At 63.3% G+C, this 16,522-nt stretch carries 13 protein-coding genes and 1 pseudogene; 8 read left to right on the plus strand and 6 right to left on the minus strand.

All coding sequences use genetic code 11. The features are described 5' to 3' along the window. From LLH00_17245 to LLH00_17270, 6 genes are all read left to right on the plus strand, one after another. Positions 1-357 (plus strand): hypothetical protein (locus LLH00_17245; protein MCE5273026.1); only part of this gene is annotated, 357 nt, incomplete at its 5' end. A gap of 134 nt (positions 358-491) precedes the next feature. Beyond that, a complete protein-coding gene (locus LLH00_17250; GenBank protein ID MCE5273027.1) occupies positions 492-1,196 on the plus strand; it encodes a hypothetical protein in 705 nt (234 codons plus the stop codon). A 178-nt stretch (positions 1,197-1,374) separates the two neighbouring features. Beyond that, positions 1,375-2,082: a histidine phosphatase family protein gene (locus LLH00_17255; protein MCE5273028.1), complete on the plus strand. Its 708-nt coding sequence runs from the start codon at positions 1,375-1,377 to the stop codon at positions 2,080-2,082. A gap of 40 nt (positions 2,083-2,122) precedes the next feature. Further along, on the plus strand, positions 2,123-4,201 hold the full coding sequence (gene ppk1 / locus LLH00_17260; GenBank protein MCE5273029.1) for a polyphosphate kinase 1: 2,079 nt from the start codon (positions 2,123-2,125) through the stop codon (positions 4,199-4,201). Positions 4,202-4,206: 5 nt separating this feature from the next. After that, a complete protein-coding gene (locus LLH00_17265) occupies positions 4,207-5,115 on the plus strand; it encodes an exopolyphosphatase (GenBank protein ID MCE5273030.1) in 909 nt (302 codons plus the stop codon). 19 nt (positions 5,116-5,134) lie between these two features. Continuing rightward, the gene (locus tag LLH00_17270; protein ID MCE5273031.1) at positions 5,135-6,037 is read left to right on the plus strand and encodes a CHAD domain-containing protein; all 903 of its coding nucleotides are present in this window, start codon (positions 5,135-5,137) and stop codon (positions 6,035-6,037) included. A gap of 104 nt (positions 6,038-6,141) precedes the next feature. Here LLH00_17270 and LLH00_17275 read toward each other — a convergent pair whose 3' ends face one another. Together LLH00_17275 and LLH00_17280 are read right to left on the minus strand one after the other, a co-directional pair. After that, positions 6,142-7,500: a carbon-nitrogen hydrolase family protein gene (locus LLH00_17275; protein ID MCE5273032.1), complete on the minus strand. Its 1,359-nt coding sequence runs from the start codon at positions 7,498-7,500 to the stop codon at positions 6,142-6,144. Positions 7,501-7,812: 312 nt separating this feature from the next. After that, a complete protein-coding gene (locus LLH00_17280) occupies positions 7,813-8,451 on the minus strand; it encodes a DUF1080 domain-containing protein (protein ID MCE5273033.1) in 639 nt (212 codons plus the stop codon). Between the two features lie 572 nt (positions 8,452-9,023). Between LLH00_17280 and LLH00_17285 the strand changes: the two genes are divergently transcribed. Beyond that, on the plus strand, positions 9,024-9,653 hold the full coding sequence (locus LLH00_17285; protein ID MCE5273034.1) for a hypothetical protein: 630 nt from the start codon (positions 9,024-9,026) through the stop codon (positions 9,651-9,653). Positions 9,654-9,764: 111 nt separating this feature from the next. Here LLH00_17285 and LLH00_17290 read toward each other — a convergent pair whose 3' ends face one another. The 4 genes and pseudogenes from LLH00_17290 to LLH00_17305 all read right to left on the minus strand — a co-directional run bounded on the left by LLH00_17290 (position 9,765) and on the right by LLH00_17305 (position 15,522). After that, complete coding sequence (locus tag LLH00_17290) at positions 9,765-11,153, minus strand: DUF4832 domain-containing protein (GenBank protein ID MCE5273035.1); 1,389 nt, start codon at positions 11,151-11,153, stop codon at positions 9,765-9,767. 509 nt (positions 11,154-11,662) lie between these two features. After that, complete coding sequence (locus LLH00_17295; protein ID MCE5273036.1) at positions 11,663-13,777, minus strand: hypothetical protein; 2,115 nt, start codon at positions 13,775-13,777, stop codon at positions 11,663-11,665. Between the two features lie 208 nt (positions 13,778-13,985). After that, positions 13,986-15,008 carry a glycoside hydrolase family 16 protein gene (locus tag LLH00_17300; protein ID MCE5273037.1) on the minus strand — a complete coding sequence of 341 codons (1,023 nt, stop codon included), beginning with the start codon at positions 15,006-15,008 and terminating at the stop codon, positions 13,986-13,988. 11 nt (positions 15,009-15,019) lie between these two features. Further along, a pseudogene (locus LLH00_17305) lies at positions 15,020-15,522 on the minus strand (cupin domain-containing protein). Positions 15,523-15,746: 224 nt separating this feature from the next. Between LLH00_17305 and LLH00_17310 the strand changes: the two are divergent. After that, positions 15,747-16,522, plus strand: a 776-nt coding sequence (locus LLH00_17310; GenBank protein ID MCE5273038.1) for a PHP domain-containing protein, incomplete at its 3' end; no start/stop codon positions are given.

Genomic DNA, 16,522 nt, shown 5'->3' on the forward strand with positions numbered 1-16,522 from the left:
TGGGCCGAGGAGCACCTGGACCTGGACTACTACATGTGCTCCTACTACAACCCTATGCCCCGCGACCGCAATCCCGAGCACGTGCGCAGCGAGATTGAATACTACAAGGAGGAGGACCGCGAGTCCATGTGCGCGCTCATCCCCACGCTGAGCCGCCCGGTGATCCACTACAAGGTGCTGGCCGCGGGCCGCAACGCCCCGGAGGCGACTTTCCGGGCCGTGGCCGCCCGGATGCGGGCTAACGACGCGGTGTGCGTGGGGTTCTTCACCGGGGATGATCCAAAGATTATCGAAACGGATGCCCGTCTTCTGGAAAAAGCTCTGGCAGAGGCAGCCAGACAACCTCTGGGAGCATGATAACAGTTCATCAGCGATCAAAGAGTAGTGCAATGGAATATGTGAATATCGGAGGTCGCCGGGTCAGCCGCTTGATAGGCGGCAGCAATCAGTTCAGTGGGTTCAGCCATCAAGGCGCCGTGCGTGATCATGCCATGATGAGTTGGTACACACCCGAACGGATCAAGGCCGACCTGCGGGTGTACGAGCGGGTCGGAATCAACGCCCTCGTAGCTCGCACCGATAATCGCATGATTCCTCTGCTGCTGGAACACCGGGCTGAGGGAGGATGTCTTCAATGGTTCGCCCAGACCTGCCCGGAGGTGGCCCCCCAGCACCTGAGTGTGGAACGGGCGGTGGAGGGAGGCGCGGTAGCCTGCCATATCCACGGCGGACTGATGGACCACCTGTACCTGAACGGCAGATTGAATGAGATCGTCCCGGTGATCGACCTGATCAAGAAAGCCGGTATGCTGGCCGCGGTGGCCGGGCACCTGCCCGGCGTGTTCCGCTGGGCCGAGGAACACCTGGATCTGGATTTTTATTTGTGTTCGTACTACAATCCGATCCCCCGCGACCAACACCCGGAGCATGTACACACTGAAACAGAATATTTTCTTGAAGACAACCGTACCGAGATGGTAACGCTCATCACCACCCTCTCCCGTCCCGTGATCCATTTCAAGGTGCTTGCCGCGGGCCGTAACGAACCGGAGGCGGCGTTCAGGACAGCGGCTGCATGCATGCGCCCCGGCGACGCGATGTGCGTGGGGTTTTTCACCGGGGATGACCCGGCCCAGATCGAAACGGATGCCCGTCTGCTGAGTGAGGCCCTGGCCGGGGCCGCCGCCGGCGCATAATGTTAGATTTCGGTTTGCAAAACATGATTTATAACAAATATAACAATTATGAGATGTTTTCGGCACGCATTATCTTGATGGAAGCCGGTGACGCGGGTAGAATCTATGGCGGCCCTCCAGTGTCCAGCCGGGGCTTTCTGAACACAGCGGACGAATCAACACTTTACCCGGAGTGATTATGAAAACTCTGTACCTGGTTCGCCACGCCAAAGCGGTGGAACGTAACGCCAGCTACCCGGATTTCGAGCGGGAACTGATCAAGCGCGGCCAGAAAGACGCCCGTCAGGTGGCCGAGTACCTGGTCTCCCAGGACGCCCTTCCCGGGGTGATAATCTCCAGTCCGGCCGTGCGGGCGGTGGCCACGGCGCGGATTTTCGCGCGCCAGTTCAACTACCCCTCCAAGCGCATCCGTACCCGCAAGGCGATCTACGACCAGCCGGCCAGCACGCTGTTCAACATCCTCCAGACTCTGGAGGAGGACTGCGAACAGGTGATGCTGGTGGGTCACGATCCGCAGCTCACCGACCTGGCGCGGTTCCTGGCCCCGGATTTCCACCGCGACATCCCGACCAGCGGCCTGTTGCGGATAGAGATCGAGATCGAGCACTGGGAGGAACTCACTTCGGGCTCCGGCCGGGTTACCCTGTTCCATTTCCCCGGCGCACAGGGGGCTGTGCTCGAGGGCAAAGCCTTCATCAAAGACCTCGAGCGCAACCTGAGCCGCGCGGTGATGGAGGTGCTCAAGGAGGCCGACCTGGTCACCGCGGTCAAGATGGACAAGAGCGTGCCCAAGTTCGTGCGCGAGCTGGCCCGCAAATTCGCCGCGCGGGTCAAGGCGCGGGCGGCCAAGAAATTCGAGGCCGCGGAGCGGGATAATAAAATTTAAGCACCGTGGGATCCACAATGCGGGGCAGGGGCAGCCATCTATGAGCAGCGGCAGGTACATCAACCGGGATATAAGCTGGCTTTCGTTCAACGAGCGGGTGCTTCAGGAGGCCGCCGATCCGGACACTCCACTGATCGAGCGTCTGCGGTTCCTGGGCATTTTCTCCTCCAACCTGGATGAGTTTTTCCGCGTGCGCGTGGCCACGATCAAGCGCATGGCCGCCGCCGGGAAAAAAGCCAGCGCCCTGGTCGGCGAGTACCCGGTCGAGATCCTCAACGACATCCAGCATATAGTGCTGGAGCAGCAGGACCGCATCGACATCATCTTCGAGGATATCCTGCGCGAGTTGCGCAGCCGGGGGATTTTCCTGGTCAGCGAAACCCAGCTCACCAAGGCCGAAAGCGAGTATGCCCGCGATTTTTTCCACAACGAGGTGCGCGCCCGTCTGTTCCCGCTGATGATCGACTACCTCGACTCCCTGCCCGTGCTGGATGACCATTCAATCTACCTGGCCGTGCGCCTGCTGAAAAAGGAGACCTCGGCCAAACCGCGACACGCCTTGATCGAAGTTCCCAGCAGCGTGCTCTCCCGGTTCGTGGTGCTGCCCCGCAATGAGAACGAGGTGCGGATCATCCTGCTGGATGACATCATCCGGGTGGGGCTGGAGGACATTTTCTCCACCTTTGATTACAAGATTTTCGACGCCTACACGATCAAGCTCACCCGTGATGCCGAGCTGGACATCGAGGACGATATTACGATCAGCTTCATGGAAAATATCTCCAAGAGCCTGAAAAAACGCGAGCGCGGCGTGCCGGTGCGTTTCGTCTACGACTCCCGCATCCCGGAGCCGTTCCTCAAGAGCCTGATGCGCCGTCTCAAGCTCACCAACACCGACACACAGGTGCCGGGAGGGCGCTACCACAACCTGAAGGATTTCATGGGGTTCCCCTCGGTGGGCCACCCCGAGCTGCGCTACGCGCCTCTGCCGACCTTGCAGCACCCGGAGCTGGGGCCGAACGTGAGCGTGATGAGCGTTATGCGTAACCGGGACCTCCTGATCAACTATCCTTTCCACACGTTCAACCATTTCATCGACCTGCTGCGCGAGGCCTCGATCGACCCGAAAGTGGTCTCGATCAAGATTTCCCTCTACCGTCTGGCGCGCAACTCCAACGTGGTCAACTCCCTGATCAACGCCGCGCGCAACGGCAAGCAGGTGACAGTGGTCATGGAGCTGCAAGCGCGTTTCGACGAGAAAGCCAACATCTTCTGGGCCGACCGCCTGATCGAGGAAGGGGTCAAGCTGCTCTACGGCGTGCCGGACCTCAAGGTGCACGCCAAGCTGCTGCTGATCACCCGTCGCGAGCAGGGCGGCCTGGTGAACTATGTCAACGTGAGCACCGGCAACTACAACGAGGCCACGGCCAAGATATACAGTGACCACAGCTTTTTCACCACCGATCCGCGTATCACCGGCGACGTGGAGAAAATTTTCCGTTTCTTCGAGCGCAACTACCGCACCGCCAGCTACGACCACCTGCTGGTGGCGCCGTTTTTCATGCGTGACCGCCTTTGCGAGCTGATCGACCGGGAGAAGCGCAACGCCAGGAAAGGCCGCCCGGCCTGGATCCGGCTCAAGCTGAACAGCCTGTCCGACAGCCGGATGATCGACAAGCTCTACGGCGCGGGCCAGGCGGGGGTGAAAATCGAGATGATCGTGCGGGGGATCTGCTCGCTCGTGCCGCAGGTGCCGGGACTGAGCGAGAACATCAGCGCGATCAGCATCGTCGACCGCTATCTCGAGCACTCACGCATCTTCGTTTTCTGCAACAACGGCCAGCCGCTCTATTTTATCAGCTCGGCCGACCTGATGGACCGTAACCTCGACCGACGGGTGGAGATAATCTGCCCGATCTTCGACCCGGCCATCCAGGCCGAACTGGCCGCCTTCCTGGATATCCAGTTGCGGGACAGCGTGAAAGCGCGCGTGCTGGACGGCACCCGCGAGAACCGCTACCGCCGAATCTCCGGCCAGACCCCGGTCCGCTCGCAACTGGCCCTGCACGAGAGGTACAAAGCTAAATCAGACCACGGCAAGAACAGGAAAGAGGGTTAGACAGAGTGCTCTTCGCAGCGATAGATATCGGCTCCAACGCGATCAGACTGCTTTTCGAGAACGTTTACACGGACACCGACACACCGGTCTTCAAGAAGCTCTCCCTCACCCGGGTGCCCATACGCCTGGGCGAGGACGCTTTCCCCACGGGGCGGATTTCACTCGACAAGTCGCTGGCCGTAATCAAGGCCATGATCGCCTTCAAGCACCTGATCGAAATCCACCAGCCGGTGGATTACCTGGCCTATGCCACCTCGGCCATGCGCAACGCCTCGAACGCCGCCCAGATCATCGAGGAAATTCACCGTCAGACCGGCATCGAGGTGGAGATAATCGACGGGCAGCGGGAGGCGGAGATAATATACTCCACGCATATCGCCGAGGAGATGCGCCACGACAGCTCGTACCTCTACATCGAGGTGGGCGGCGGCAGCACCGAGGTGAGCCTGTTCGACCGCGGGGCCAACGTTTTCTCGCGCTCGTTCCCGGTGGGCACGGTGCGGATGCTGCACGGCCTGGTGGGGGAGGCGCAGTGGAGCGAGATGAAAGACTGGCTGCGGGTCAACACGCTGGGCCACACGCCCATGGCCGGGATCGGCACCGGCGGCAACATCAACACCATCCTCAAGATACTGCGCAAAAAAGAGGACCGTCCGATGCCCATCCGCAAGTTGCGCGAGATGCGCGACTATCTGGCCTCCTACAGCCTGGAGGACCGGATCAAGGTCCTGGGCCTCAGGCCCGACCGGGCGGATGTGATCGTGCAGGCCACGGACATCTACCTGAACGTGATGAAATGGTGCCGGATCGACCACCTGATCGTGCCCAAGATCGGGGTGGCGGACGGGATCATCCACCTTCTCTACGAGCGGTACGCGACCGGCGGCCGCAGCCGTATCCTCTCCGCCGGTTGAGAGACAGGAAGGCGTCGCGGTGTTCCGTAAAAAAATCCTGACCTATCTGGAAAAGCGCCTGAAAGGCATCCGGGACAACTATGCCCGGGCGCGCGAGAGTGTGGACGCGGAGGCCGTGCACGACCTGCGCGTCCACCTGAAACGCACGCGGGCGCTGTTCGCCCTGACCGAGGCCCTGGACCCGAATTTCCACGCCCGGCGCGAGTTCCGTCCTTTCCGCGCCCTGGCCCGCGCCACCCGGCGTCTGCGCGACATCCAGGTGCAGCTCGATCTGTTCGACCACTCCACCCGGCGGCTGAAACAGAAACCGGAAACGTTCCGCGTGTTTCTGGAGCACCTCGAGGCGCGGCTGAAACGGGATTTCCTCGCCTCATGCGCCCCGGAGCCGCCCGAGGCCCTGGGCACGGCGGCCGGCCGTCTCCAGCAGGCCCTGGCCGCCCTGAGCGCCGAGGCCAGCCTCCCCCGGGCCGAGGCCCGTTACCACCAGCTCAAGGGCGAGTTCCTCGACCTGGCCTGCCGCGCGGATGAGAATGACTCCGTGCTGCACGAGCTGCGCACCCGGGCCAAGCAGACCCATTACACCTGGGAGATCACCCGGGCCTGTTTCGGACGGCTGGGCGGCGAGAGGCTGTTTGTCGGGCGGGTCAAGCGCCTGCACGGCCTGCTGGGCGACTGGCACGACCGCGAGGTGGCATTCGAGCACCTGGAGCGCCACCTTTGCCGCGGCGGCGCCCACAGCCTCGACCGCAGCCTGGGCACCCTGGCCGAGACCTTCCGCCGCGACAAGGAGCGCCTGGCGTCGCGCTGCCGGACCGAGATCGCGCGCCTGAGGGCCATGCTCGCCCCGCAGACCGCAGCCGAGCCCTCCACCGCTGCGGCTCAGACGGAACCTGCGCCCACCACGCCCGAAGTAACAACCTGACAATCACCGGCGGCCTGAATATCCGGATGCCGACAAACAGAAAGGGCCGCCTTTCCGGGCGGCCCTTCTTTGTATCTCCCTGTCTCTTCTATACTTCTTTTTGCTCAGCGCTCCAGCGCCGGTGGATGAATGTCGTTGCGCAGGGACTGCAGCAGGATCAGACGGGTGTCCGGCAGCGGCCAGGGGAACGGGCAGGCCGGCGGGTAGTTGAGGTCGATATCCACCGTGGCCACGCCGGGGCGCTCCTTGGCCTCGGCCATCAGCTCACCCCAGGGGCCGTAGATCCGGCTGGGGCAGTCGTAGCCGCAATTGACCAGGAATACGTGGTTCTCCATCGCCCGGGAGCATATCATCGTCTGGTTCCCGCCCCAGATCGGCAGGAAAATCACCTCGGCGCCCTGAAGGCTGAGCGCGCGCGCCGGGTCGACAAACCAGCTGTCCCAGCAGATCATGATCCCGATCCGGCCGAAATCGGTGTCGAACACCGGGTAGGAGTCGCCCTGGGCCACGCCCTGGTCGAACTCGCCCTCCGGGATGTAGACCTTGCGGTACTTGCCCGCCACTTTGCCCTGACGGTCGATCAGCACGGCGGTGTTGTAGATCGCTTGCCCCTCGCGCTCGCCCAGGGCCGCCACCACGTACATTTTGTACTTGCGGGCCAGCTCGCCCAGGCGCCCGGTGGTCGGGCCGGGGATCGGCTCGGCGATCTCGGCGTATTCCTTGTAGGTGCCGATCATGTTCACCCCCTCGCCCAGGCAGACAATGTCGGCTTTCTGCTGCCCAGCCTGCTCCAGCACCGCGCAGAACTGCTCCACGCTCTCGGCCGGGGTCTTGGTGCCGCCGGGACGGCAGTTGACCGTGGCCAGCCGCACCGGACGGTGGGGCGGGTCGGCGGCGCGGGTCAGACGGATGTCATCCCACCAGGCGCGGGCCTGAGGGTCCTGGCTCAGGAACAGCTCCACCCGCACGGCGACCGCGTTCTCCGGAGCGCGGCAGGTGATCCCCACTTTCCGCCAGGGGCCGCTCTTGTCCAGCTCGGGCACATACACGCGCTGGCCGGCCTGCGCGCCCTTGGCATCCAGCCAGTCCAGGCGGGCGAAAACGGTGTTGTGGCTGTAATCCACCCCCTGCGCGGCGAAAGAGGCCTCGAAACTGTAGAACTTGCCAGCCTCGATCCCTTTCACCGTGTTGCGCCAGCAGCCGCGCACCACGCTGTTGGAGGCCCCATAGAGGGCCAGGCTGCCCGGCCCGCCCAGGCTGGGGGCCTCGGCCACGCTGAACTCCGGGCTGATCCCTTCCCGCTGGGCGTACTGCTCCCAGCCCGCGGCTGCCGCCGCCTCGACCGAGGCAAAAGAGGAACCCGCAAGCAAAGCCTCGCCCGGCTGGGCCGCCCGCAGCCCCGCACCGGCAGTGATGAACATTCCGGCCGCCAAGGCCAGCGCAGTCAGAAACAGTTTCCGCATCCGACACTCCTCTGTCAGGGGTGGGATTGTCCTCTTACCAGAAAAGAATCCAGCCTTCAAAAAATGAAACCATTCCGGCGGGTCCGCAGTCAGATACTATGAAAGCCGATGAGACAAACAACTGGAAAACCAACCCTTACCGGAGGAATAAATGACCACCAGCGATACTCTCAAGCTTATCGGAAACGCGGTGCTCGGCATGGTCATCTACTTCACGCTGCTGATGAGCCCGATGCTGTAAGAGCCGGACAACAGGATTCACCGCGCATAAGGCCGCCGCCTTCCCGGGGCGGCTTTTCTTTTGTCCGCACGTCAGAGCTTCTTGAGCTGGATGTTCCTGAAATCCACCCGGGTGTCATGGCTCTGCAGGCCGATATGCCCGCTGCGCGGCCTCTGGGCCAGGGGGGTGAGGCCCTCGTGGCCCTCGGTCTCCTGGTCCATGTTCGCGCGCACCACCTCCTGCCCGTTGAGTACGATCACCACCAGCGGCCCCTGGCAGGTGATAGTGTAACGGTTCCACTGGCCCAGGGGTTTCGCCGCACCCTGGCGCGCCGGCACCTGGAGGTAGATGCTGCCCGTGTGCTGGGCCGGCTTTATATCCTTGTGTATCTCGGCATCGTCGTCCAGGATCTGGATCTCCATCCCGGCCTGGCTGACATGCGAGTCCGAGGGATAGCGCAGCCCCACGCCGCTGTTGCCGCCCGCGAAGATGCGCCAGTCGAGACTTAGGACAAAATCGCCGTACAGGCTGTCGCTGGTCAGGAACCCGCCGCCCGGTGCGACACAGCTCAGGACACCGTCCTGCACGCTCCAGCTCTCGATCCGGCCGCCCTCGGCGTGCCAGCCGCTCAGGCTGCGCCCGTCGAACAGGTCGCGGAACCCCGGCTGTAGCCTGTCGCACCCGGCAGCCGCAAACAGGATCGCTGCCAGAATCATAGATGTTCTTCGCATCCGTTCCGCTCCGTTTCCAGAAAAAGGGATGATCCTATTTAATGTCGATCCGGCTCAGGCGGCACCAGCCGTCCATGTCGCGGCCGGCGACAGCCAGGCGCACCGCCGCCCCGGAGCGGTTTGTGAATATGTCCCACAACAGCGGGAAAAAGAATAACACACTTGGGGGCTGAAGGCGAGAGGTTTTCTTCCCATTTTCATCCCGCGCGGGCAAACGGAGGCCTCATTGTTTGACTTGACATTCAAGCGATAGACACATATAATTATTTGATTAAAACGACGACAAACCACAAATAACAGGATATCGAGATGTTTACCAGGCCTCAGCGGAATACATATAAATTGTTACATGTTGCATATTGCTTTTTGTCGCAAATATAAAGAACATTCAAGAATGTGTTTAATGTTGTAAAAACATCAGGCAATCCAGACAAGCAATAATATATCCAATTACACATGTTTCCCGCCGTTTGCGGGATAAATATCTGGACGCCAACCGGAGGTGTCTATGGAATAAATACAACGATTGTTTCAGTTTATGGCTTTTTCTCACCATTGCCAAAGGGGGCGCTATGCTGAAGTTCTTTAGAACCCTGATCCTCGCGGCGTTATTGCCGGTGCTGTTCATTTCCTGCAAAGACAACAGCAACAGCCAGATGCCGACTGCCTCCACGGATATGCTCGGGCAGCAGACCGAAGCGACGGATGGCCTGGTGCTGGTGCGGATTAAGGACGGCGATGGCCCGTGGCAGGAAACATGGATGACTCCGGTGATGTGGGATGGTGTAAGCGAGTTGAAAAGTGGAGTCGTATACTCGTATTCGAGCAAGGAGCAGTTAGACAAGGCGATGAATAAATCTCGTGAAGACTTCCTGAATAAGACCAAAGGCCAGCCTGTCACTGTTCTCGCCTGTGATCCAAACCATACCGGCTATGCCGACATCGATTTCGTAGGCAGCCGTATATGGGGTTTCGCCGGGGCCTCCACCAACTCCTGTTGGACGGGTACCCTGCGTCACGCCCTGATGATACAAGGGGATTGCGGCTACAGGTCCTACCAGCATGACTGGACCGACTGCGATCCGCACAGCTCGTCCATTTCGTATTCCTGCCTCTGCCCTTCCGACATGGTTGTGGACGCCAATGTCTGGCTTGACGGCGAATCGAAGGTCGACGAGCACAACGAAAACAGTTGCAACTGAGCGCGGCTGAAATTACAATCGTTCTTAATACCAAACCCTGGCGGACAGAGTCCGCCAGGGTTTTTTTCGGCCTCTTGGCTGACCGGCCCGATTCCACAGGATAGAAGGCTTTCAGCGGATGTCGATCCGGCTCAGACGGTACCAGCCGTCCGGGTCGCGGCCGGCGATTGCCAGGCGCACCATGGGCGCGCCGCTGGCCGAGTCGGCCAGGGCCAGGCCCAGGCTGTAGCGGCCCGGGGCCAGGTCGGCCGGCGCCTCAAGCGGCACCAGCTCGCGGCGCTTCCCAGGCAGCCAGCGCCGGATATCCACACTCGTGCGGACCAGCGTGGCCTCGCCGCCGCTCTCCGGCCGCAGCTCGAAAGTGAGCGGGTAGCACCGGTAGCAGGGGGCCACGCCCGCGTTCTCCCAGTCCATCACCACCGCCGCGCTCTCGCCGCTCTTAACTGAGGAGGGGTGTTCCAGGCTGTGCAGGACAAAACGGTAGCCCATTTTTTTCTCGAACTGTTGCACCCGCGGCCACCAGCCCTCGGGCACGGGGAACGACTTGTTGTTGAGCACCGAGACGTGCCAGGCCAGCGCCGTGGCGAAGATCGAATCCGGGTCCCAGCCCATTTCCTGCCAGTGGAGCATGTTCCAGCAGGTCTCGAACATTACCGGGGCGTGCTCCCAAACCTGGCCGATCTGACGGTGGTCCTCAAACAGGGCCGGGTAGGCCACCCGCATGTGGCTCCAGCCGGGGCGCAGGTCGCCCAGGCAGTCGGCGCGCCAGCCGGTGCCGTGCTCCAGGGCGTAGTCCAGGGCCGGGCCCTCGTCCACGTTCATCACCAGGGGCGTGCGCGTGAAACTCTCCAGGTAGAAATCGATCACCTTGAAAGAATTTTCGGCCTTGGGCATGGGCAGGTTGAGGCCGGAGGTGTGCCACTCGCCCCAGCGCCCGACCGAGCCGATATCCACGTGGTCCAGGTCCGGGTGCCCGTCATAACGCGCGCCCAGTTCCCGGATCAGCCTGCCGTGGGCCTCCAGGAAACGCGGCGAGTCGTAGTCCGGCTGCCAGTGGCGCTTGTCCGGGTAGAGGAACCCGGGGGCGCTGTCATGGAACCAGCGCGGCGCCTCCAGGGCGTCATCCGGCGACTTGTCCGCGTCCTCATGCCCGTTCTGGCACATCACGCGGAATGCCAGGCGCTGGCCGTGGCTGTGGCAGAGCGCCAGGATCGAGTCGATCAGGCCGAAATTGACCTCGCCCTCGCGCGGCTCCAAATCTTTCCAATACCAGCGGAAATAGGCGATCGAGCACTCCGGGTGGTTCGCGTTGCGCTCATCCCCGTTGAAACTGTAGAAAGTGGTGAAACCCATGCCTGGGTTGACCAGCACGCTGTCCAGGCCCTCGGGGGTGACCACCACCTTCTCCGGCGCTTTGGCGCAGGCCAGGAGCACGGCTGAAAGGATAATCACGGAAGCGGCAAGCAGACAGCAGCGGGGATGGGGCCGGGGTTCCAGCATCGCTCTTTCCCTCCGGGAGTTGAGGCGCTGTGTTCCAGGGGAATCGTGGGATTTGCGGGTACTAATCAAATTAAGATTTCAATATGTCTCAACTGAGCCTCACAGCCAACCCACCTGCGGCCGGCAGGCCGTCGCAGTTGTCTTGGGTGGCCGCGCCTGTCTGAGCCTCCCGCCAAGGCAGCGTGGAGATGTGCGCGTGAAACGGTCGGGGCAGCAGGTGCTCCGCGGTCCGGCGGCGATTCGCGGCAGCGCCGCCGCTGCAACGCGGCAGCGGAATCAAGACTCCGTAAACACTTAAGGTCAAGGCAGAGTCGCGGCTCGGACGAGTTCGCGGCCCCCGCTGGCTTTGCTGCTTTGGCCGAAACCAAAGCAGAAAGCAATCTTTCGATTCAGCACAGCAAGTTCCCAAACCGGACACTACTTGGGACTGAGGGAAATTTGATCCAAGTTAACTTGCACGGGGCACCGTGCCCATTCATCTGAAACTACGGCTCACTGCACCGTCCTTTTCAGGGCGCGGTGCAACTGTCCGGCGCAACCGAGGCGCTGTCGGGTGAGCAGTTTTCCGCCGGGGCCGCCTCCGAGGGCGCGGCGGCCTGGCTCTCGCGGGCGACGAACTCGGTCAGCACGCGGGCGCGCGCCGTGTCGACCCCGGAGGCCGCGGCCAGGGACTGCAAGAGCCCGGCATTGCGCTCCAGGCTACCCTCGCCGGCGAACCGGCGCAGCATCCCGACAAAGCCCATCTCGTTGGGCTTGATCTCCATGTCCAGTCCCAGCTCGCGCCGCACCTGGCGCTCGATCTCGGCGGCGCGGGAGCTGTCGATCCCGGAGGCCTGGCGCAGGCTTTCGAGAAGCGGGGCGTTGCTGTCGCGGGCCTTGTCGGACAGGAACGTGCGCAGCATCCCGGCGTATCCCTTCTCGTTGTCCCCGAGCTGGAACGCTCCGGCCGCCGCGGCTCCGGCCTGGTTCAGCAGTCCGCCGGAGGGCAGTTTTTCCTGCAGGGCCTGTCCCGCCTGGCCCAGGCGCTGATCTTTCTCCTTGTTCAGACGGTCTTTCAGGCCGGCGACAGTCAGTTCCGGCGTGGTGGACCCGGCGGCGATGGAGAAATCGTAGTTGCCACTCACGATTTTCTTGGAGGCGTCCAGGAAACGCTGGGCCAGGGCCTGGTGCACGTCCTCCAGCAGCGGCTTGCCCTCCTCGAAGAAATCGCGGGCGTAGAAATCCACCCCCGAGGCCAGGACCTTATCTTTCTTGAGAGCGAACGGCAGGCCCTCGGCCAGGGCGTAGGTCTTGATCTCGCCGTTGCGGTACAGGATGAATCGCTTGCTGGTGACCGCGGCGAACGAGATACGGCTGAGGCCGCGATTCAGCATCTGGCTGCCCAGTCGCCCGGCCACCCCACTCACCGTGCCCGACCAGTTGAACAGGTTGCCGGCCGAAAGGCCCAGGCTTTTCAGGGACTCGCGGTCCAGGCGGGCCGTGCCGGCCGAGGCCAGGGCCAGGACTACCTCACCCGGCTCCAGCGGCACCTCGCGGCTCAGGCATTCGGCCGCCTCGGGCAGCTCGTACAGGTAATAGCGGTCATCCAGGCGCAGGCCGCCCAGCTCGTAGCCGGCGCGCGGGCTGACCGACTCGATCCGGCGCTTGAGCGCGCGGAAAGCGGTCTGCTCCGGGGCCTCCAGCTTGTCGAAATCCAGCACCCCGCTCACCGTGATCAGTGAGGCATGATCGCTGCGCAACTTGGATTCGAGGAACACGGTCTCGATGTCGCGGAAAGCGAAAGTGCGCCGCACCCAGGTGCGCACGCCGTCCGCCTCCAGACGTTCCCAGTAGGTCACCGTGCTGTCGGCGGCGCAGACCAGGCCGCAGTCCTCGCGCAGGCAGACCAGGCTCAAGGCTCGTCGCGGCATGCCGTGGGCTCTGCGCGCAGCCTCCAAGGCCGGCTCCAGCCCGGCACTGAACACCAGCGGCCACGCTGTCAGCACGGGGGTGCGGTCGTAGACCTCCTTGTCGCGCTGCAGGACAATCAGCCGCCGCTCTGCCGGGCGCAGGCCCAGCGCGGCTCCCGTATCCAGGTCCAGCCCGGACAGGTCGCTCCAGCCCCAGTACCGGGCCGGGGAATCCTTGTCTTGCCAGGTCACACCCGAGCTGTCCAGCAGGACCGCCTCCCCAGCCGCGCTGAACGCCAGCGCCTCCACCGCCGCGCCGTGGTCGCTCCGCGCGGCCAGGGCCAGCGACAGGGCGCGCGCCTGACGGCAAGCCAGGTCCTCATCCGCGCCGCGGGCGACATGCTCCCAGAAATCCTCGAAGGTGCGGTTGTTCCAGCCGGGGGTGTTCCAGCAACCTGCCAGATCACCGATGGAGAGCCCAGCCTCACGGGCGGCCGTGGCCAGTCCGGCCATTACCTTGGTCCGGCGCTGCGTGGGGACCGCGGCCAGGGCCGGAGCCAGACGGCCCCCGCTGTGCTGGAGCGAGTCGAGCTGCGCCTGGCTCGGGCTGTCCGAGCCCGACACTATGCCCTTGACCTTGGAGAGTATTTTTATCGCCCCGCACTGCGCTGTCAGTCCGGACAGGGCGGTGAGAAGAGTGCTCAGGAGAAAAACAGTCAGAAGATCGCGCTTCAAGACAGGCCTCCGGCCACAGGTATTGGGGCAGACGTTACATCGCGCGCGGGGGAAAGTGCCGGACAGAAGCCATCCGCCGGAGACTGAACTCCGTACGGCGGCGCGGCGGAAGGGCTGGCTCAATGCAACGGCTTAAAAATAAACGTGTTACAAGATAACACATCCCGCCGGGGCTTGGCAATGAAAACCGGGCCGCGGCCCGCGCGGCTCAGGCGCCGCACTCCGGGCAGTCGCCGCTCAGTATCTCGCGCAGCAGCCGCAGAGCGTCGAACAGCCCCAGATGCCCGTCCCCGTCCCAGTCATCCGCCGCAGCGCCGTCCTGCCCCGAGCCGATACGCCGCAGCAGGCGCCAGACATCCGACGGCCCGGCCTTCCCGTCGCCGTCCTGGTCGCAGGGGCGGATCAGGGTCTGGCTGCCGTTGCCATCCGCGGCGGGCAGCACGATCCGGCGCAGCTCCATACGCAGCGGAGTGGTTCCCGCCGGAGCGGAGCCGCTCCAGGAGGAGCCGCACCAGAGGTTAAGGATCAGCGGCCCCGGCTTGTTGGGGATATCGCCCCGGAACACCGGGCGACGGTTGCTCTTGAAAATCCGGTCTGGCTGGGAGGCCCCGCCGCCCGACACGCTGTCCGCGTCCTCCGGCACCTGGCCGTTCAGCAGGAACGCCAGGCTGTCCGCGCCCCAGGCGAAGCCCATGCGGTGGAAAGTGCCGGCCGGCGCCTCGGGCAACTTGATCCGGAACGTGTAGGAGTGCTGCCAGGCGTCGATGCTGCCGAACTCGTAGTTGTGCAGGGTGAAATAGATATATTCCGGCTTGGCGGTGAGGATTTCGATATCGATCTCCTGGAACCGCTCGCCGTCGATGTCGGAGTAGATGAAAAACCCGACCGTGGCCCCCTGCGGCGCGGTGGTCGGCTCGGGCAGGCGGAGGTCGCACTCGTACAGGCCGTAGAGGTAGGTGCGCGGCGTTTCGAGCTGCGCGCCCACTCCGCCGGGTCTCTCCAGTTGCAGCACCAGCCGGCTGCCGTCCAGCCCCGAGTATCCGTGGTACAGCCCGCCGTTCCAGGACCAGTCGATCCGGTTCCAGTTCAGCCCGCCGAAATCGAGGCTGCCGTTGACAGTCTTACGCGCGGGAAGGTCGTTGCGGCTGACCGCCCAAAGCGGAGCTGCGGCACAGAGCAGAATGCAGCAGAACATGGCCAGACGGCCCCTGGCAGCGAAAACACCGGACATATCCCCCCACCTCACCGTATGGTTAATCTCTCGATTGTCTCACGCTGGTCCGGGAACCGTGCCACAAGCTCCTCGCGGCGGCCCAGCTCGAAATCCTCGTACTCGAACCCTGGGGCCACGGTGGTCCCCAGCAGGGCAAACGAGCCGCCCGGCGCCAGGGCCAGGCCCTGCCAGGCCCCGGCCGGGACCAGCGCCTGCACGGTCTGGCCACGTTGCAGGTCCTGCCCCATGACGATTGTCCGCGGCGCGCCCCCCTCCGGGATCAGAAAGAGCCGCACCGGGTCGCCCAGGTAGAAATGGAAAATCTCATCCGTGCGCAGACGGTGCATGGCCGAAAAGACTTCTCGGTCAGCAGGTAGTAGATGGCCGTGGACAGGCTGCGGTCCGCGCCGTAGTGATTTCCCGGCGCGTCCTTGACGAACCGCGTGCGGCTGCGGTAGGTCTCGCGGAAATAGCCGCCCTCGCCGGGGTGCGGCTCCAGGGCCAGTTTACGGATGAGCCAGTCTGCGTCCAGAAATCCCTCCCTTGCCCTCGGTTATGTTTTCTCTCCAGGGAATATGCTCTTGCCGGACTGCGGGGTCAAGAAATATGGTTTCCGAATCTGCAACGGAATAGTTGATTTCTATTTTGCCTGCGGGCGGGAATATAATTATCTTTGATAAGTAGTTTGAGAACAGTCCACCCTGCCAGCCATGTCGCTGAACCGGCCGGAACCACAGCGCCCTTTAGGAGACCCCGATGCCCAGCCGACGATTATTGCGCCAGACTGCCGTCCTGCTCGCATTGCTTGCCCTGGTCGCCTCCGTGTCGCTGTACGCCCGCACGGTCAAGCGGGTTGAGCGCGCCATCCCCGGCATCCCGGGCTACCGGACCTTGCAGTGTGATTTCCACATGCACACGGTGTTCAGCGATGGGGATGTCTGGCCCACGGTGCGGGCGGAGGAGGCCTGGCGCGAGGGCCTGGACGCTTTTTCCATCACCGACCACAACGAGTACACCCCGCACAGCGCCGACCTGCCAAAGAATGTCGAGCGCCCCTACCAGATTGCCCTGCCCGCGGCCCAGGCCCTGGGCCTCACCCTGATCCGCGGGGCCGAGATCACCAAGGAGATTCCGACCGGACATTACAATGCTCTGTTCCTCGACTCCATCGCCCCGACCGACCGCAAGAACCTCCTGGAGGCGGTGGGCGCGGCGGTCAAGCAGGGGGGATTTGTCTGGTGGAACCACCCGGGCTGGCGCCAGGAGCACGCTCCCACCTACTGGCACGAGGCTCAGGACAGCCTTCTGGCCCGCGGCTGGATGCACGGGATCGAATTGGCCAACGGCCCGGACTACTACCCCGAGGCCCACGCCTGGTGCATCGAGCATAACCTGACCATGCTGGGCAACTCGGATGTACACGACCCGGTGTTCATGGAGTACGACCCCTACGGCGGCGACCGCCGCACCGTGACCCTGGTGTTCGCCACCGAAAACAGCGAGAACGCGATTCGCGAAGCCCTGTTCGCCCA

This window comes from bacterium (assembly GCA_021372515.1).
Lineage (GTDB): Bacteria > Gemmatimonadota > Glassbacteria > GWA2-58-10 > GWA2-58-10 > JAJFUG01.